The organism is Streptomyces nojiriensis (genome assembly GCF_017639205.1).
In the GTDB taxonomy this organism is placed as follows: Bacteria; Actinomycetota; Actinomycetes; order Streptomycetales; family Streptomycetaceae; genus Streptomyces; species Streptomyces nojiriensis.
Genome location: NZ_CP071139.1, coordinates 7,711,258 through 7,728,393 on the forward strand (window position 1 = coordinate 7,711,258; position 17,136 = coordinate 7,728,393).

The window sequence follows — 17,136 nt, forward strand, 5'->3', positions numbered from 1 at the left end:
AGTCGAGCCCCACTGCAGCCGACCCACAGCGCACGTCCGCGCCGCCGCGGAGCCGGCCATGCGAACCCGGCGGCAAGCTGGGTGAGGTGTCGCCGTACCGCACGCGGGGCAGGGCGGGCTTCCGCACTGCTCTGACGATATGTTGGGAAGGCTGGCGATGGGGGGGAGTCCTGGAAGACCCGGGGAGAGCTGACCGGAGAGGCGAACCGTTGTAGGCTCCGAGGACTGCACTTGACCTGCGTAAAGCGGGCAGGTAGCCGACAATCCGGGAGTTTCTCCATGCTTCGTACCATGTTCAAGTCCAAGATCCACCGGGCTACCGTCACCCAGGCCGACCTGCACTACGTCGGCTCCGTGACCGTCGACGCCGACCTGCTGGACGCGGCCGATCTGCTGCCCGGGGAGCTCGTCCACATCGTGGACATCACCAACGGGGCGCGGCTCGAGACCTACGTCATCGAGGGGGAGCGCGGGTCCGGAGTGATCGGGATCAACGGCGCCGCCGCGCACCTGGTGCACCCCGGGGACCTGGTCATCCTCATCAGCTACGCGCAGGTCGAGGACGCCGAGGCCCGGGTGTTCCAGCCCCGCGTCGTGCACGTGGACGGCGACAACCGGATCGTCGAGCTGGGGGCGGATCCTTCCGCTCCGGTACCGGGTACGGATCAGCGGCGCAGCCCGCACGCCGTGGCCGTCTGAGGGAAGCGGGGGATCATGCCGATCGAGTTCCAGGACGACCGTGAGGCCGGGCGGCTGCTCGCCGTCGAGGACGGGGCGGTGGTCGGTCACATCGCGTACTTCGTGCTCGCCGACGCGCCCCACGCCCTGGTCGCGGTGCACACCATCGTCGAGCAGGGGCACGAGGGCCGCGGTATCGCCGGCGGGCTGGTGAGGACCTTCTACGGGATCGCCGCCGCCGAGGGGGCGCCCGTGGTGCCGCTGTGCCCGTATGCGGCAGGCTGGGCCGCCAAGCATCCCGACGAGGCGCCCGAGCCGGCCGCCGAGGTCGTAGTGGCGGCCAAGGCGCAGCTCGCCGCGGACCCCGGCCTCGGGTGACCGATCTGCTCCTGCTGCACACCTCGCCCGTGCACGTCCCGGTCTTCGACACCCTGCGCGACCGGGACCATCCGGGGGCCGTACTGCGGCACCTGGTGGTCGCGGAGCTGCTGGACCGGGCCCGCGCCGAAGGGCCGGAGTCGGTGGCTCCGGCCCTTCGGGGGCTGCTGCTCGCGCAAGCGGGGCCGCCCGTGCTGGTCACCTGCTCGACCATCGGCGCGACCGCGGAGTCACTGGCTCCGGCGCTCGGCGCCCCGGTGCTCCGGGTGGACCGGCCGATGGCGGCCGCCGCGGTACGGGCGGGGGCCCGGATCGCCGTACTGGCCGCCCTGGAGTCCACCCTCGCCCCGACCGGGGAGCTGCTGGCCGAGGAGGCCGGTGAACGGCCCGTGTCGGTCACCTCGCACCTGGTCGCCGGGGCCTGGGACCGCTTCGAGGCGGGGGACACCGCCGGCTACCTCGCCCGCGTCGCCGAGGCCGCCGACGCCGTCACCGGCGCCGACGTCATCGTGCTGGCCCAGGCCTCCATGGCCGGGGCCGCGGACCTGGCCACGGGCCCGGTCCCGGTGCTCTCCAGCCCGGCTCCGGGCCTGGCCGCGGGCCTGGCGATGTACTCGACCCGGTAGGGCAGGCATATCGTCCGGAATCGCGGGAAGGTGGGCCATATGGTGCGAAAGCGAAACGCAGAAGATACGCAGCCGCCCGTCCCGGGGCCGGGACCCTTCCCCGATCCCGAGCCCATTCCGCGGCCCGTGCCGCCCGTGCCGGCCCCGGTGCCGGAACCCGACCCGGTCCCCGCCCCGCCGGGGCCCGCGCCGATCCCGCAGCCCGGACCCCTGAGCTAGTACCGGGCAGCGTCTTGTCGATCATTCGTCGAGCCGGATGAGGGTGCCGCCGAGGACGGTCGCGGCGTCGGGTTCGGTCCGTTCCAGCACACCGCCCGCCACCCGGATGGGGCCGATGGCGGTCTCGGCCTGCGTGCAGTCGTTACGGGCGTACCTGCCGGGCTGCCTGAGCGGGTGGGGCGATCATGATTTCGCTTCCGAGGCGGGTGTCCTTGTACAGGGTGGTCTCGCCGTCGTTCCAGCGGATGATCAGGTCGTTGGTGAGTCCGTCACCCGTGTACTGGCCGGTGGTCATGATGACGCTGTGGGTCCAGGTCTTGTCGGGGCCGTGGATGGGCTGCTCGCTGCCGAGGCCGCCGGTGGTGGTGCCGACGTGGTTGTTGAGCGCGCCGCTGGACCAGCGGACCATCAGGTCGGTCACGTAGGTGGCGGCGTTGAAGCGGCCGGCGGCGATCTGGGTGGCGTGGCTCCAGATGGATCCGGAGGCCGCCATCTCGGTTCCCCCGTCGAGGCCGTGGGAGCCGACGTCGCCGTGCAGGGTCATCCGCGTCGTCCCAGCGCACCATGAGGTCGAACTGGTTGGAGCTGGTGAAGTCGCCGGCCGTGATGGTGGCGACCGGCTTCCAGTCTGCGTTGGGTGCCAGGAGCTGGCGCTCGGGGCGGAATCCGCCGTTGCCGTCGCCGGGGTAGAGGGTGCCTTCGCCGTCGGTCCAGATGACGAGCAGGTCGCTGTGCCCGGTGCCGGAGAAGTCTCCGGAGGCTATCTGCTTGGCATGCTTCCACGTCTCGCCGCTGCCGGGCAGGACGGGGTCGTCCGCCGGAGGCTGGTAGGAGCCGCGATGGACGTTCTTCGGTCCGATGCCGTTGTCGGCGTCGTTGTAGAGGTCTTGGGCGTCCTTGCCGCCGCCCATGCCGCCGACGTTCCCCATGACCTGTCCGGTGCGTGCCGAGGCGTTGTACCCCTTTGATCCATGGGCCGCCGGAGACGTCCGGCCCGTGGACGCAACCGCAGTGAAGCCGTTACCCGGCTCATCCTCGTCCTCGGCCCGAGACTCGGCCGGCGCCCCCGCAGGCACCCCCGAGGCGTGACACCTTCGACGGGCTGGCCATGGTCGGAACGTTCTGCTTCGACGGCCGGCCCCTCAACGGCAAGAGCACGTACTGCGCGGGCAGCGTCATACGCGACCCACCCCGCTGGGGGCCGGGGTGAGGAGGGGGTCCTGAGCGAGGCGATAGCGCAGAAAACGAGACGTAATAGTCCGTCATTTCGACGAGGGAGCAGACTGTGTATCGGTTTGAAAGATCGTCAATGGAAATGAAAAAGGGTTCAAATGGGCGTGAATTGGATGAAGATCGGTCTGGCCGCCTCGCTTGCGCTGGTGCTGTCCGGGATGTCAGGCGGCGCCTTAGCGGCGCCCGCCGCGGATCCGCCCCGGCCCATGCCCAGTGGTGCGGAGCTGCCTGTGACGCGGGGGGAGCGGATCAGCGTTTCGACCGAGGCGATGGTCTCCGGGGACGCCCGGAACGGTGTCCGGGTGGTCTCCCCCGCCTTCGTGGCGGACGGGACCCTGCGCATGGACGACCGACTCCTCACGGCAGTCGTGACGGTGTCCTGCGCGGCCGCTCCCGGTTCCTACGAGGTGCGGTTCGGCTCGCCCGTCGGCGACGAGAACGTGTCCAAGATCGACCGGTTGTGGGGGAGCGTGCGGGTGGCACCGGCTGAAGCGGCGGAACGGGAGGCGTGCGAACGGCGGGTGGCGGAACTGCCGCCGGTGTCCCAGGAAGAGCGCTGGCCCGAGGACATCGGATGGCCTGCGACACCGTGGGACGTGCGTTCGGTGCGGGCCGGGGAGCGGATGACGGCCTCGGACGGCGTCGCCATGGCGAGCGACGGGGAGGTCACGCTGTCATCCCCCGCCTTCACGCGGTCGGAGGTGATGCGCGGTGCGAAACTGGTGTCCGCCGTCGTTCGGATCCGGTGCGACGCGCAGCCCGGGCTCTACGCCGTGCGCTGGAACGAGCGGGGCAGGAAGGCGAAGATCTGGGCCCGCTACAGGGTGGTGGACACCGCAGCCCCGGGCTGCCAGGACCCGGTGGCCGCACCCCAGGCGAGCGCGGTCCGGCGGGCGGCTCCCTGGCTGCTTGGCGGCGCGGCGGCTCTGACCGCATCGGGCGCCGTCGGCTATGCCTACCTCCGGCGCCGTAAGGCTTCCCGCTGACGCCGGTGGTGCTGTTCCCCCGGTGAGGGATCCACGCCCATCTCAACGCGGCGTGGCTCAGCGGAAGTACGTGCGGCCGCAGGGGCGGAGCCCGGCATTTCGGTTTTGGCTACGGCCGAAAAAGTCTGAGCCGACGGTGCGGCGGTATCCAGTACGTCACAGCGGCTTGAAATCGCTTACCTTTTCGCGTTCGCGCGGTGGATGGTTGAGTACGGGCATGCAGGTCACCGTCGGCGGCGCATCTCGGCTCCGATTTTGAGAGGTTGCGGAATGAATGCTCTAACCGCCCTGGCATCGGCTGCTTTCGGCTCCACCGTGTACCTCGCGACGCTCTCGACCGTGACATGGCTGAACCGGCTGGCCCCGCGTGCCAAAGTCACGGGCCTGCTCGTGACCGGCATGGTTCTGTGCGCAGTCATCGGGATCACCGCGTTCGCGAGCCAGAGCGTCGTGCTCGGGTTCATCGTGGGCGCCGGCCTGACACCACCCGTACACCGGTGGATCCTGCAACTGCGCAAGCCGGTCGCCGGTTCTTGACCTTCCGGCTCGCGGCCCTGCAGATCTTGCCGCTGGTCGCACTCGCCGGTGTCCTTGGGGCTGCGGGCCCGTTCGACGGACGCCCGCAGGGCCTCGATGAGGTACACGGCGCCCTGCCGCGATCGTCCGAGGGCTCGTTCGTCGAGCCCCCTTCGGCGGCGGCATGCGGGTGGGCCCGCACGATCGGGGAGTCGATCGCGACCAGCTGGTCCACTTCACTCCATGGTGTGCCGCGGCCGCACCGCCCGGGCGGGTCCCGCCGTGGCGCACCGGTGCGGAATGTGAACACGGTGCCTTCGAGTACCTGACGGTGATCACGCCACCGGCCAACAACGGCGCGATCACCGCCCACGCGGCATCGGACGACTCGGCTTCCCCCACGACCGGACCGACGACCCGTCGATGGGCAAGACGCCCGCCTGGTACGACGAGCGGTCTACGACGTGCGGACCTCGGAGCGGTCGCCGCTCCAGAGGGTGTGGAACGAGCCCTCGCGGTCGGTCCGCCGGTAGGTGTGCGCGCCGAAGAAGTCACGCTGCCCCTGGGTGAGGGCCGCGGGCAGCCGCTCCGCGCGCAGCGCGTCGTAGTAGGCCAGTGAGGCCGCGAAGGCGGGGACCGGGATGCCCTGGCGCACCGCCGCCACCAGCACGGACCGCCAGCCGTCCTGGGCGGCCGCGATCTCCTCGGCGAAGTGCGCGTCCGCCAGCAGGCTCGGCAGCTTCGGCCGCGCGTCGTACGCCGCCCGGATCCGGTCCAGGAACGCGGCCCGGATGATGCATCCGCCGCGCCACAGCGAGGCCACGGCGCCCAGGTCCACGTTCCAGCCGTACTCCTCGCTGCCGGCCCGGATCTGGTGGAAGCCCTGGGTGTACGAGACGATCTTCGACGCGTACAGCGCCTGCTCCACCTCGGCGGCGAAGGCCTCCGCCGCCTCCGGCGCGAGTGCGGCGGCCTTCGGGCCCGCGAGCCCCCGGGCGGCACCGCGCAGGTCCGTGTGGCCCGAGACCGCGCGGGCGAAGACCGCCTCGGCGATCCCCGACACCGGTACCCCGAGGTCGAGGGCGATCTGCACGGTCCAGCGGCCGGTCCCCTTCTGCTCGGCGGCGTCGGCCACCACGTCGACGTACGGGAGCCCGCTCGCGGGGTCCGTGTGGGCGAGCACCTCCGCCGTGATCTCGATCAGGTACGAGTTCAGGCGCCCCCGGTTCCACGCCCGGAAGGTCTCCGCGATCTTCGCGGGGGAGTAGCCCGCGACCTCGCGCAACAGGTGGTAGGCCTCGGCGATGAGCTGCATGTCGGCGTACTCGATGCCGTTGTGCACCATCTTGACGAAGTGTCCGGCGCCGTCGGGCCCCACGTGCGAGGTGCACGGCGTGCCGTCGGCGGCCTTCGCGGAGATCTTCTCCAGCAGCGGCCCGAGGGAGGCGTACGACGTGGTCGAGCCGCCCGGCATGATGCTGGGGCCCAGCAGCGCGCCCTCCTCGCCGCCGGAGATGCCCACACCCACGAAGTGCAGGCCCCGCGACCGCAGTTCCCGCTCGCGGCGCCGGGTGTCCTCGAAGTGCGCGTTGCCGCCGTCGATGATGACGTCGCCCTCCTCCAGGAGCGGGGCGAACTCGCGGATCACCGCATCGGTCGGCTCCCCGGCCTTCACCATGATGACGATGCGCCGGGGGCGCTCCAGCGCGTCGACGAACTCCTTCGCCGACTCCGCCGCCACGAAGGAGCCCTCGTGCCCGAACTCCTCGACCAGCGCGGTGGTCTTGGCGGCGGTGCGGTTGTGGACGGCGACGGTGAACCCGTTGCGGGCGAAGTTGCGGGCGAGGTTGCTGCCCATGACAGCGAGTCCGGTGACGCCGATCTGGGCTGTGCTGGTGCTCATCGGTGCGCTCCTGCTTGCTTCGGTGTGCCTTCGGTGGGCGGGGAGCACCGAAGCTACCCCCACGCGGACCCCGGTGGATCTTTTACTCACGGAGATACAGTCAAGTTCCTTTGGCATGCGCCCCGTTGCGCCTCTTGTCACGCTGTGATCGCGACGTTAAGTTGTGCGGTTCCTGATGTCTTCGATGGGGGCTCCCATGGGTGTACGGGGCCGGCACCGCCGGTATCAGCCGAGCAGCATCAACCGGGCCTCACTGGCCGTGACCGCCGGCGGGGCCGGGATCGCGCTCCCGCTGATCGGGGCCGGCGTCGCCCACGGGGCCTCCGTGGACACGTGGAACAAGGTCGCTTCCTGCGAGTCGACGAACAACTGGCGCATCAACACCGGCAACGGCTACTACGGCGGCCTCCAGTTCAGCCAGAGCACCTGGCGGGCCTTCGGCGGCACCGCCTACGCCCCGCGCGCCGACCTGGCCACCAAGGACCAGCAGATCGCGGTCGCGGAGAAGGTGCTCAAGGGGCAGGGGCCCGGCGCCTGGCCCAACTGCGGGAAGCAGGCCGGACTCACGCGCAGCGGCCCGGCGCCCGCCGTCACCCCGCAGACGCAGACACAGGTCCAGGTACAGGCTCCCGTGGTGCGGACGGCCCCGGAGCAGGGCACCGGACCACGCCCGACGGGGACCTCCGTCCTGCCGAACCCGTACGTCGTCGCGCCCGGCGACTCGCTCTCCGCGATCGCCACCGACCAGCACGTCGAGGGCGGCTGGCAGGCGCTGTACGAGACCAACCGGACCACCATCGGCGGCAACCCGAACCTGATCTTCCCCGGCCAGCGGCTCACCCTGCGGGTCACCACGGCGCCGGCCCTGCCGCCGCCGCCCAGGCAGGACCCCGAGAAGCCGCCGCGGACCGCCGACCCGGTGACCCCCGTGGAGCCGACCGCCGAGAAGCCCGCCGAGAAGCCCGCGCCCAAGCCCGCCGAGAAGCCGGCCGAGAAGCCAGCCCCGGAGCCCGCCTCAGCGCAGCAGAAGCCGGATGCGGGCGGATTCTCCGCCCCCGTCGACGCGGCCCTCGGCACCGCGTACCGCGTCTCGGGATCCTCCTGGTCCAGCGGCTACCACACGGGCGTCGACTTCCCGGTGGCGACCGGCACCACCGTCAAGTCGGTGGGGCCCGGCGAGATCGTCTCCGCCGGCTGGGCCGGGGCCTACGGCTACCAGGTCGTCATCCGGCACACCGACGGCCGGTACTCCCAGTACGCCCACCTCTCCGCGCTCGGCGTCAAGGCCGGCCAGCAGGTCTCCGGAGGCCAGCGCATCGGCCGCTCCGGCTCGACCGGCAACACCACGGGCCCGCACCTGCACTTCGAGATGCGCACGGGACCCGGCTACGGATCCGATATCGACCCGCTCAAGTACCTCCGCGGCCACGGGGTCCGCATCTGACCCGCGCACGTGCGAGGGCACGACGGTGAGCAGGATCAGGCCTGCCGCCGCGAGCGCGGCGCTGGCCACCGCCGCCGTCGTGCCCGCGGCCCCGTACCGGAAGCCCTCGTCGAACAGCGTGATGCCGACCGTCGCCGCCACCACCGGGTTGACCACCGTCACCGTGGCCAGCGGCGCGGTCAGCCCGGCGCCCCGGTAGGCCGCCTGCGACAGCAGCAGCCCGCCGGCCGCCAGTACCGCGATCGCGGCGAGGTCGGGCCACCGGCCGGACAGGGCGTCCGGCCCGAAGTCCTCCGCCACCGCCTTGGTGAACACCGAGGCCATGCCGAAGGCCGTACCGGCCGCCGCGGCCAGCAGCACGCTGTGCAGCACCGCCCGGTGCATCCGGTGCGCCGCCAGGAACAGCACCAGGACCGCCCCCGCGGTCACCACGAGCAGCACCCGCCGTTCGTCCCCCGCCAGCGCCTGCCCGGCCCGTCCGTTCCCGCCGGTCAGCGCCAGCAGCCCGGCCAGGCCGACCGTGGCCAGCACCGCCCCGCGCCAGGCGGCCGCGCCCGCCCGGCGCCGTACGAAGAGGGCCGCCATGGGCAGGGCGAAGACGATGGTCAGGGCGCCCAGCGGCTGGACCAGGCTCAGCGGCCCGTACGCGAGGGCCACCACGTGCAGCAGCGCACCGAGGCCGTTCAGCCCCACCGCCACCCACCACACTCCCCGGCGCAGCGGGGCGTACCGGCGGCCCGGCGTGCTCGCCGCGACCCGTTCCTGGACGATCGCGCCACCCGCGTACGCCAGAGCGGACACGAGGCAGAGCAGGACCGACAGCGCCAGTGCACTCATAAGGTCCACAATGCCCGACCCACCTGCGCTATTCCTCCGTCCACAGGTGGTGATCAGTCATACTCCAGACGTAGTACGGGAGTACGCAGCGTGGCCTCGCGGGCAGCGGAAAGCGACCCCTTCCCCGGTCCGGCGGCCACCCTTTCGCCGCGCAGGGTGACGTTCCGTTCGCGGTGGGTGAGGGCGGCGGGAGCGGGTTTGGCTCCGGGCGTATGGGATCCGTACAGTTGCCCTTTTGAGGACTTCCGCAGCAGGCGGATGCGGACGAGTGATCAAGGAACGGCAGCGGCAATGACGGTGACCGAAGACAGCCAGGACTACGGCCACGACTCCGGGCCCGCCTACGGGCCCGGCATCGACCCCGACCGGCTGGCCCTCTGCCTCAGCGTGCTCGACGAGCTGGACAAGCTCGACGTCGACCACCCCGACGCGATCACCGTACGCCGCGCCACCGCCGGCCTCTACCGGACGGTCAAGCAGCGCCGCCGCCAAGAGCGCCGCGCCGCCAAGACCGCCAACGACAAGGCCGTCACCGAGGCCACCGCCACCGGCTCCGCCGAGCGCATCGACGACGAGACCGAGGGCATCCTGCCCTCCTCGGTCACGGAGGCCGGCCGGATCGCCGGGATACTCCAGCGCCCGCGCTCCTGCTACGTCTGCAAGACGCGGTACGTCGAGGTCGACTACTTCTACCACCAGCTCTGCCCGGGGTGCGCCGCCGAGAACCGGACCAGGCGGGAGGCCCGCGCCGACCTGACCGGCAAGCGCGCGCTGCTCACCGGCGGCCGGGCCAAGATCGGCATGTACATCGCGCTGCGGCTGCTGCGCGACGGCGCCCACACCACGATCACCACGCGCTTCCCCAAGGACGCCATCCGCCGCTTCAAGGCGATGGAGGACTCCGCGGACTGGATGCACCGCCTGGAGGTCGTCGGCATCGACCTGCGCGACCCGGCCCAGTCGGTGGCCCTCGCCGACCAGGTGGCCGCGGCCGGTCCGCTCGACATCCTGATCAACAACGCGACGCAGACCGTGCGCCGCCTGCCCAGCGCCTACGCGGCGCTCGTCGAGGGGGAGGCCGCCCCGCTGCCCGCCGGTGAGCTCCCCGCCCACCACGTCATCGGCGCCTTCAACTCCGGCGCGGTCGACGGCCTGGCGGCGCTGCCCGTCGGGGTGAGCGGGCTCGAGGCGCAGAAGGTCGCCGACCTCGCCCTGGTCGCGGGCAACGCCAGCCTGGAGCGGCACCTCGCCGGCACGGCCATCGACGCGGGCGGCCTGCTCCCCGACGTCGTCGAGAGCAACACCTGGGTGCAGACCATCGACCAGATCTCCCCGGTGGAGCTGCTCGAGACCCAGCTGTGCAACTACACGTCGCCGTTCATCCTGATCAGCGCACTTCGGCCGGCCATGGCGGACGCCGCCCGGAAGGCGGCCAACGGGCGGGCGTACATCGTCAACGTCTCGGCCATGGAGGGCGTCTTCAGCCGCGGCTACAAGGGTGCGGGGCACCCGAACACCAATGCCGCCAAGGCCGCGATGAACATGGTGACGCGGACCAGCGGCCAGGAGATGTTCCAGACCGACCGCATCCTGATGACCTCGGTCGACACCGGCTGGATCACCGACGAGCGTCCGCACTTCGACAAGCTGCGCCTCGCCGAGGAGGGCTTCCACGCCCCGCTCGACCTGGTCGACGGCGCGGCCCGGGTCTACGACCCGATCGTCCGCGGCGAGGCCGGCGAGGACCTGTTCGGCGTCTTCCTGAAGGACTACGCCCCGGCGAACTGGTAAATCCGGAGCCCCTCCCGTCCTACCGGGCCCGGTACGGCCCGCTCGGCCCCTTCGACCCCCTCGGCGCACCGAGGGGGTCGATCGCGTTCCCGGGGGACCCGACCCGGCAGGACCCGGCCGCGACCAGTTCCAGCAGCGGCTGCCAGTCCTCCAGCACACCCGCGTCCAGGCCGGCCGCGGTGGCGGCGTCCCGGGCCTGGCACAGGGTGGCCACCGCCTCGGTGTCGTCGCCGTCGCCGTCGTCGTCGTCACTGTCCGGGTGGGGCCGCTCCGGCGACTGCAGCCGTACCAGCCGGGCCACCCGCTCGCCGAGCAACGGGCGGATCGACTCCGCCGCCACCCCCACGGTAACCGTCCCGTCACTCAGACGGAGCAAATGCCCGAGGCGGTGCACCAGGCCCGCGATCTGCAGTTCCTTGTCGAAGGGGTGCGAGCGGCGCAGCAGGGCCGCGGTCCGCAGGCCCCGGTCGTCAGGGTCGGCGCGCAACAGCTCCATCAGCTCCAGCACGCTTGTGACGTAAGGGACTTGAGCCTCGGGCACTCCGGACCTCGCCACCGCCGACCCCCTCCGTCACACCGCGCACGTCCGGGGTCGAGCAGATCAGCCGTCACGTACCCGCAGAGCCACGACTTGCTGAACTAGGAGCGAAAGTAAGAGGGCGCAGCGGATTTTGCCTTCCTATCGAGCGGAGGTCCGCTCATATGTGTACTCTGGGGCATCAAGACGGCCCCCATCCGGGCCGCGCTCCACTAAGGCGCCACCGCGTCCGGAAACCTTTCATCCCTTGCCCGGCGCGCGGTCCGCTTACCGGGTTACGCGACACGAAGGAGTGCGCGGTGACTGAGAAGACAAAGCCCGAACCGACGGTGATCGAGCGGACGGGAACGCGGGCGAAGCCCCGGACCGACGAGCTCGGAAGCCTCGAGGTCTGGGCCCGATCCGCCCCGATCCGGCTGGCCGGGTACGAGGACGACCTGGCGGAAGCGCACATCCTGCCCGGTATCGACTAGTCCGCACAGCGGTGCCAAGCGCCCCCGTGCCCACGCGCACCGGGGGCGCTGCCCTGCCCGCAGCGGTTCCCGCCCGCCTCCGCCGCCCGGCCCGGTCCCGGTGGAGTTCCCCTCCCGGCTACGCCCTGAGCGTCTTCGCCGACGGCGATCACCGCTTCCGCCGCTGTGCCCGCCCCGGCAGGCTGGCGGGCATGAAACTGCTGATGCTGGGTGGTACCGAATTCGTCGGACGCGCGATCACCGAGGACGCCCTGACCCGGGGCTGGGAGGTGACCGTCTTCCACCGGGGGCACCACACGCCCCCGCCGGGCACCTCCGCCCTCCACGGGGACCGCACGGCCCCCGGCGGGCTGGCCGCCCTCACCGCCGGCGAGTGGGACCTGGTCGTCGACACCTGGGGCGGCGCCCCCACCGCGGTCCGCGACAGCAGCCGCCTGCTGCGCGACCGGGCCGGGCGGTACGCGTACATCTCCAGCCGCTCGGTGTACGCCTATCCCGCCCCGGCCGGCCTCGCCGAGGACGGCGCCCTGGTCGCGGGCTCGCCGGACGCCGGGCCGACCGCCTACGCCGAGGACAAGCGGGGCGGCGAACTCGCCGTCCTGGACGCGTTCGGGGACCGCGCCCTGATGGTGCGCGCCGGGCTGATCCTCGGCCCGTACGAGAACGTCGGCCGGCTGCCGTGGTGGCTGGACCGCACCGCACGCGGCGGCCCGGTGCTCGCTCCGGGTCCGCGGGAGCTCCCGATCCAGTACATCGACGTACGCGACCTCGCGCACTGGACCCTGGACGCCGCCGCGGCGGGGCGCTCGGGCGCCTACAACCTGGTCTCCCCGTCCGGGCACGCCACGATGGGCGGACTCCTCGACGCCTGCGCCGCCACCACCGGGGCCGGCGCCGAACTGCGCTGGACCGACCCGGCCCGGCTCCTGGACGCGGGCGTGCAGCCCTGGACCGAGCTCCCGGTCTGGGTCCCCGAGGGCGAGGCCTACGACCACATGCACCGCGGGGACGTCTCCAAGGCGCTGGCGGCCGGGCTGACGTGCCGGCCGGTCGAGGAGACCGTGGCCGACACCTGGGCCTGGCTGCGCACGCTCGGCGGAGTCGCGCCGCAGCGCCCCGACGTGCCGGCCAAGGGCATCTCGGCGGAGCGGGAGGCCGCGCTACTCGGGCTCTGAGCGGCGCGCGTCGGCGAGGCGGGTCGGCGGAAGGTACTCGCGCACGAGCGTGCGGTGCCACCAGGCGCCCGTCTCGCGCAGCTCCCGCCAGGTGGTGAACCGGTAGCGGTACAGCAGGGCGCGGACATGGACGGGCGGGGCGTCCGGGAACGGGTTGTCGCGCAGCAGCCGCAGCGTGTCCCGGTCGCCCGCCAGCAGCCGCTCCACGAACGGCCCGAACCAGTCCCGCGCGTAGTCGGGGGAGATCGCGGCGAACCACATCAGCCAGTCCAGCCGCAGGTGGTACGGGGCGAACTGGCGCGGAAGGCGGCCCGGTTCCCCCGGCTTGCCCTTGAAGCCGTACTCGCGCCAGTCCCCGTCGGCGCGCGGCATCCGGTCCGCGGTGCCCTCCACCGCCACCTCCATCCGGACCCGGCCGACCGAGCCGAAGGCCCCGTAGGTGTTGACCAGGTGCAGCGCGTCGAAGGAGCGGTTCATCACCTGGCGGCGCGAGACCATGTTGAGCACCGGGTGCCGGCTGAGGTACAGGACGAGTACGGTCACCGCGCACACCAGGACCACGAACCACACGGGACCCGTGTGCGAGGCGGCCGCCGGGGGAGCGCCCGCGAGCCCGGTGAAGTCCACGGCCGAGACGGCCAGCGTGATCGTCAGCCAGTTCAGCCAGGCGAAATTGCCCGAGAGCACCAGCCACAGCTGCGTCGCGATGATGATCCCGGCGGCGTACGAGGCCACCGGCTGCGGGGTGAACAGCAGTACCGGGACGATCAGTTGGGTCACGTGGTTGGCCGCGCACTCCACCCGGTGCAGCGGTTTCGGCAGATGGTGGAAGAACCAGCTCAGCGGCCCGGCCATCGGCTGCGTCTCGTGGTGGAAGTACAGGCAGGTCAGCTTGCGCCAGCAGGGGTCCCCGCGGATCTTGATCAGCCCGGCCCCGAATTCCACGCGGAAGAGCACCCAGCGCAGCAGCCACAGCACCAGTACGGGCGGACCGGCCCGCGCGTTGCCGAGGAACACGGCGAGGAAGCCCACCTCCAGCAGCAGCGACTCCCAGCCGAAGGAGTACCAGGTCTGCCCCACGTTCACGATCGAGAGGTAGAGCAGCCACAGCACGGCCCACGTGGCCATGGCCGCGCCCAGCGGCACCTCGTCCCCGGCCCCGGCGGCCAGCGCCGCGGCCAGCGCCGCGCCGCCCCAGGCGCAGCCCGCGAAGAGGCGGTCGGAGTAGCGCAGTTGGAAGAGGCTCGGGGCGCGCCGGAAGGGCACGTACCGTACGTAGCGCGGTACGGGCGTCATGCCGTGCGCCCCGATCAGGGCCCGGAACTGCAGGGCGGCCCCGAGGAAGGCGACGAGGTAGACCCCGGCCAGGGCCCGCTGGAAGACCAGCCGGGCGAGCCAGTATCCGGGCGCCGTGAACCAGTCCATCGCCTCCAGTATCGGACCGGTCAGCCGGTGGCTGCCAGCTTGCGCAGGTGGTGGCCGAGCAGGCGGGCGTAGGACAGCTGGAGGAAGGGGACCACCGGGCCGGCGAGGCGGGTGTACCAGGCGTTCGGGCGGCTGAAGGCGGTGACCGTGAACCACACCGTGCCGTCCGGGTCCATGTCCACGATGAAGGACTCCTCCCCGCACTCGGGGTGCCCGGCCAGGGTTCCGTAGGCGAAACCGATGCGGGCGGGCTCGTACGCGGTCCAGATCACCTCGCACGGAGCCTCGATCCGCAGCGGCCCGAGGCCGATCCCGACGATCACCCGGCTGCCGGGCCGGACCGCGCCGGCGTCGGCCCGCACGCGCATGCCCGAGGTCCGGTGGGCCTCGAAGGTGGTGATCGCGGTTCCGGCGGCCTCGAAGACGGCCCGGCCGTGCCCGAGGCGGGTGCGGTGGCCCAGGTGGTTGTATCCGGCGGGTAGTGGCCGGTGGGCCGTCGCGCCCCGGTCGGGGTAGCTGACGGTGTCCCGGCCGGCGCTGATGAGGCGGGTCATGGCGAGGTCTCCACTCGGTCGGTGGTGGCAATGGTGCGTGGCCGGTGGTCCGGGCGGTCGGCGAGGCGGGTGTCGGCGGCCAGCCGGCGCCAGGCGAGCACCGAGCACAGGGCGAATCCGAGGGCGTTGCCGAGGCCGTGGGTGGCGGCCATCCAGGTCAGCGTGGGGTGGGTGATCCCGGTGGCCTCGCCCACCGCCCACCACAGGGCGAGCAGCATGGTGGCCACGAGCACGGCCGCCGAGGTGGCGAGCAGGGTCCGTGTGGTCCGGTCCGCGCCGGCGGGCCGGACCTCCCGCCAGGTGGGCAGGGCCACGGCCCACATCCCGCCGGTCAGGACCACCGCGCCCAGCAGTTCGGCCCAGTCGTCGACGAAGTAGCCGAGGAGGACGAGCAGGGTGCCCGCCGGGACGCTGTACGCGGCCCAGCGCGCGAGGCCGCCGGTTCCGGCGCGGCCGCCCACGGCGCGGCACACCAGCCCGGCGACCAGGGCGGCGGTGAACCCGGCGAAGTGGAAGTGGGGCACCGTCAGCGCCAGGATGTCGAGGTCGAAACCGAAGAGCCGGTACCCGGCACGCTCGGCGACCAGCGCGGTGGCGGCGATCGACGGCGAGACCAGCGCGGTGGCGACGGCGATCGCGGGCGGGGTCAGGGAGCGGGTCCTCGGCAGCAGGACCGGGGCCCGGGCGGCGAGCGCCAGGCAGGCCGCCGCGTACAGCGCGGCGAGCGCGGTGGCGGGCAGTCCGCGGGGCAGCCACAGGCACAGGGCTCCGGGTGCGGCGGCGAGCGGCCAGAGGCGGGCCGTGCGCAGGAGCCGGGCCGGGTCGATGAGCCGCAGGCCGGCCGGGACGACGTAGAGCATGCCCAGGGTGACGATCACGTTCACCAGTGCCGTCACCCTGGACTCCCCCCAACGCTGCGGTCCAACGCCTTGAACGCGTTCAACTCGCGGTCGTGAGCCTACGACGTTCCTTGAACATGTTCAAGGTGCGCTCCGGTTGCGGCTCCCGCGCGGATGCGGCAGACAAGAGGGGAGCAACCGGGGCGAACAGGGAGATTCAAGTGAACGGACCGTCACTTCCGACACCACGTCAGGCATCGAGGCGTCATGCACCCGCCGGAGCCGCCCTCTTCGCCCTCCTCGGCCTCCTCGCAGCGGCGTGCGGCAGCCCGGAGCAGCCGGCGGGCGCCCCCGGAGCCGAGAGCCAGGAGGTCTACCTCCAGCCCGTGGCCTCCGTCGGCCCCGACCCCTTCACCGCCTCCTCGGCCACCGCCGAGTCCGCCCCCGTACAGCCCCCGCTGCCCAACCCGACCGGCCAGGGCATCCGCACCGTCAACGCGGCCACCCCCGGCCTGTACGGAGGTACCCAGCGGCTCGGCAGCTGCGACGTGGAACAGCAGGTCCGCTTCCTGACCGAGGACAAGGCCAAGGCCCAGGCCTTCGCCGAGGCGTCGAACATCGAGGTGGGGAAGATCCCCGAATTCCTGCGCGGCCTGACCCCCGTCGTCCTGCGCGCCGACACCCGCGTCACCAACCACGCCTTCCGCGACGGCGCCGCCGACGGCTTCCAGTCCGTCCTGCAGGCCGGCACCGCCGTCCTCGTGGACGAGCACGGCATGCCCCGGGTCCGCTGCGGCTGCGGAAACCCGCTGGCCTCCCCGCGCACCGCCAAGGGATCCCCGGTGCACAAGGGCGATCCGTGGAGCGGTTACCAGGCCAACCAGGTCGTCGTCATCGAACCGACGGCCCACGTGATCAACAACCTGGTGATCGTCAACATCGCCGACAACACCTGGATCGAGCGCAAGCGGGGCGACGACGGCGCACAGGACCGGGTCCCGAAGGCGCCGCCCCCGTACGACGCGTCCGCCGGCATCCCGGACGGGCCCGTCACCCCGCAGGGGTCCGCGTCCGGCGACCCCTGCCCGCCGGACCAGGCCTCACCGGCCTCGCCGAACGCTCCCACCGCTCCGGCGCCGGGGGCAACGGACTGCCCGCAGGGCTCGCAGAGCTCAGCCGGCGGGAACCTGCCGCGGAACCCGGGCAAGCCGTCGAACCCCTCCACCCGGCCGCTGAACCCGGAGCAGCCGCAGCGGCCCCAGCAGCCGCCGTCCGGCAATCCCTCGGACCCCTTGGCCGGCCTGCCGCCGCTGGACCCCGGTGAGCTGGGGCTGCTTCCCCTGGACCCCGACGGATCGGGCCCGCTGCCCGCCGACCCCGCCGCCCCCGTCGATCCGCACAACCCGGACATCCCGTCCGACCCGTACGCCCCTTACAACCCGGCCGACCCCAACGCCGTCCCGGACCCGGACCTGCAGCCGCAGCCCTCGGACGGAGGCCTTCCGCTGGAGAGCGCCTGAC

At 72.4% G+C, this 17,136-nt stretch carries 16 protein-coding genes and 2 pseudogenes; 10 read left to right on the forward strand and 8 right to left on the reverse strand.

The window, feature by feature from the left end:
- Positions 1–279: 279 nt before the first annotated feature.
- From panD to JYK04_RS35470, 3 genes are read left to right on the forward strand one after another with little or no spacing between them, the layout of a single operon-like run.
- On the forward strand, positions 280–699 hold the full coding sequence (gene panD / locus JYK04_RS35460) for an aspartate 1-decarboxylase (RefSeq protein WP_189741656.1): 420 nt from the start codon (positions 280–282) through the stop codon (positions 697–699).
- A 15-nt stretch (positions 700–714) separates the two neighbouring features.
- Positions 715–1,056 (forward strand): GNAT family N-acetyltransferase, encoded by a 342-nt coding sequence (locus JYK04_RS35465; protein ID WP_189741653.1) that lies wholly within the window; start codon positions 715–717, stop codon positions 1,054–1,056.
- Complete coding sequence (locus tag JYK04_RS35470; RefSeq protein ID WP_189741651.1) at positions 1,053–1,682, forward strand: aspartate/glutamate racemase family protein; 630 nt, start codon at positions 1,053–1,055, stop codon at positions 1,680–1,682. The genes JYK04_RS35465 and JYK04_RS35470 overlap by 4 nt, the downstream gene beginning before the upstream one ends.
- A gap of 361 nt (positions 1,683–2,043) precedes the next feature.
- Here the strand turns inward: JYK04_RS35470 and JYK04_RS35475 are convergent, their stop codons facing one another.
- Together JYK04_RS35475 and JYK04_RS42445 are read right to left on the reverse strand one after the other, a co-directional pair.
- On the reverse strand, positions 2,044–2,445 hold the full coding sequence (locus JYK04_RS35475; RefSeq protein WP_189741648.1) for a hypothetical protein: 402 nt from the start codon (positions 2,443–2,445) through the stop codon (positions 2,044–2,046).
- Positions 2,446–2,473: 28 nt separating this feature from the next.
- Positions 2,474–2,830, reverse strand: a pseudogene (locus JYK04_RS42445) (trypsin-like serine peptidase); the annotation flags it as partial.
- A gap of 408 nt (positions 2,831–3,238) precedes the next feature.
- On the opposite strand from JYK04_RS42445, the gene JYK04_RS35480 reads away from it, so the two are divergent.
- Both JYK04_RS35480 and JYK04_RS35485 read left to right on the forward strand, forming a co-directional pair.
- Positions 3,239–4,120, forward strand: a complete 882-nt coding sequence (locus tag JYK04_RS35480) for a hypothetical protein (RefSeq protein WP_189741646.1) — start codon at positions 3,239–3,241, stop codon at positions 4,118–4,120.
- Between the two features lie 315 nt (positions 4,121–4,435).
- On the forward strand, positions 4,436–4,657 hold the full coding sequence (locus tag JYK04_RS35485) for a hypothetical protein (RefSeq protein WP_229876010.1): 222 nt from the start codon (positions 4,436–4,438) through the stop codon (positions 4,655–4,657).
- 436 nt (positions 4,658–5,093) lie between these two features.
- Here JYK04_RS35485 and gndA read toward each other — a convergent pair whose 3' ends face one another.
- A complete protein-coding gene (gene gndA, locus JYK04_RS35490; RefSeq protein ID WP_189741640.1) occupies positions 5,094–6,539 on the reverse strand; it encodes an NADP-dependent phosphogluconate dehydrogenase in 1,446 nt (481 codons plus the stop codon).
- 196 nt (positions 6,540–6,735) lie between these two features.
- Here gndA and JYK04_RS35495 point away from each other — a divergent pair, with 196 nt between their 5' ends.
- Positions 6,736–7,983, forward strand: a complete 1,248-nt coding sequence (locus JYK04_RS35495) for a transglycosylase family protein (RefSeq protein WP_189741637.1) — start codon at positions 6,736–6,738, stop codon at positions 7,981–7,983.
- 102 nt (positions 7,984–8,085) lie between these two features.
- Here JYK04_RS35495 and JYK04_RS35500 read toward each other — a convergent pair.
- Positions 8,086–8,820: pseudogene (locus tag JYK04_RS35500) on the reverse strand (DMT family transporter); the annotation flags it as partial.
- A gap of 291 nt (positions 8,821–9,111) precedes the next feature.
- On the opposite strand from JYK04_RS35500, the gene JYK04_RS35505 reads away from it, so the two are divergent.
- Positions 9,112–10,611 carry an SDR family NAD(P)-dependent oxidoreductase gene (locus JYK04_RS35505; protein WP_189741634.1) on the forward strand — a complete coding sequence of 500 codons (1,500 nt, stop codon included), beginning with the start codon at positions 9,112–9,114 and terminating at the stop codon, positions 10,609–10,611.
- 19 nt (positions 10,612–10,630) lie between these two features.
- On the opposite strand, the gene JYK04_RS35510 is transcribed toward JYK04_RS35505, so the two are convergent.
- Positions 10,631–11,119 carry a hypothetical protein gene (locus tag JYK04_RS35510; RefSeq protein ID WP_189741631.1) on the reverse strand — a complete coding sequence of 163 codons (489 nt, stop codon included), beginning with the start codon at positions 11,117–11,119 and terminating at the stop codon, positions 10,631–10,633.
- Positions 11,120–11,448: 329 nt separating this feature from the next.
- Between JYK04_RS35510 and JYK04_RS35515 the strand changes: the two genes are divergently transcribed.
- On the forward strand, positions 11,449–11,622 hold the full coding sequence (locus JYK04_RS35515; RefSeq protein ID WP_189742150.1) for a hypothetical protein: 174 nt from the start codon (positions 11,449–11,451) through the stop codon (positions 11,620–11,622).
- Positions 11,623–11,813: 191 nt separating this feature from the next.
- Entirely contained in the window at positions 11,814–12,797 is a 984-nt protein-coding gene (locus JYK04_RS35520) for an NAD-dependent epimerase/dehydratase family protein (protein WP_189741627.1), read from the forward strand.
- Here the strand turns inward: JYK04_RS35520 and JYK04_RS35525 are convergent.
- From JYK04_RS35525 to JYK04_RS35535, 3 genes are read right to left on the reverse strand one after another with little or no spacing between them, the layout of a single operon-like run.
- Positions 12,783–14,222, reverse strand: coding sequence for a lipase maturation factor family protein (locus JYK04_RS35525; RefSeq protein ID WP_189741624.1), 1,440 nt, complete (start codon positions 14,220–14,222; stop codon positions 12,783–12,785). The two genes, JYK04_RS35520 and JYK04_RS35525, sit on opposite strands and share 15 nt — an antisense overlap.
- 20 nt (positions 14,223–14,242) lie before the next feature.
- Positions 14,243–14,776, reverse strand: coding sequence for a DUF1990 family protein (locus tag JYK04_RS35530; RefSeq protein WP_189741621.1), 534 nt, complete (start codon positions 14,774–14,776; stop codon positions 14,243–14,245).
- Positions 14,773–15,672 carry a YndJ family protein gene (locus tag JYK04_RS35535; protein ID WP_189741618.1) on the reverse strand — a complete coding sequence of 300 codons (900 nt, stop codon included), beginning with the start codon at positions 15,670–15,672 and terminating at the stop codon, positions 14,773–14,775. Before JYK04_RS35535 ends, JYK04_RS35530 begins: the two co-directional genes overlap by 4 nt.
- 164 nt (positions 15,673–15,836) lie before the next feature.
- Here JYK04_RS35535 and JYK04_RS42005 point away from each other — a divergent pair, with 164 nt between their 5' ends.
- Complete coding sequence (locus JYK04_RS42005) at positions 15,837–17,135, forward strand: DUF6777 domain-containing protein (RefSeq protein ID WP_189741615.1); 1,299 nt, start codon at positions 15,837–15,839, stop codon at positions 17,133–17,135.
- Position 17,136 lies beyond the last annotated feature (1 nt).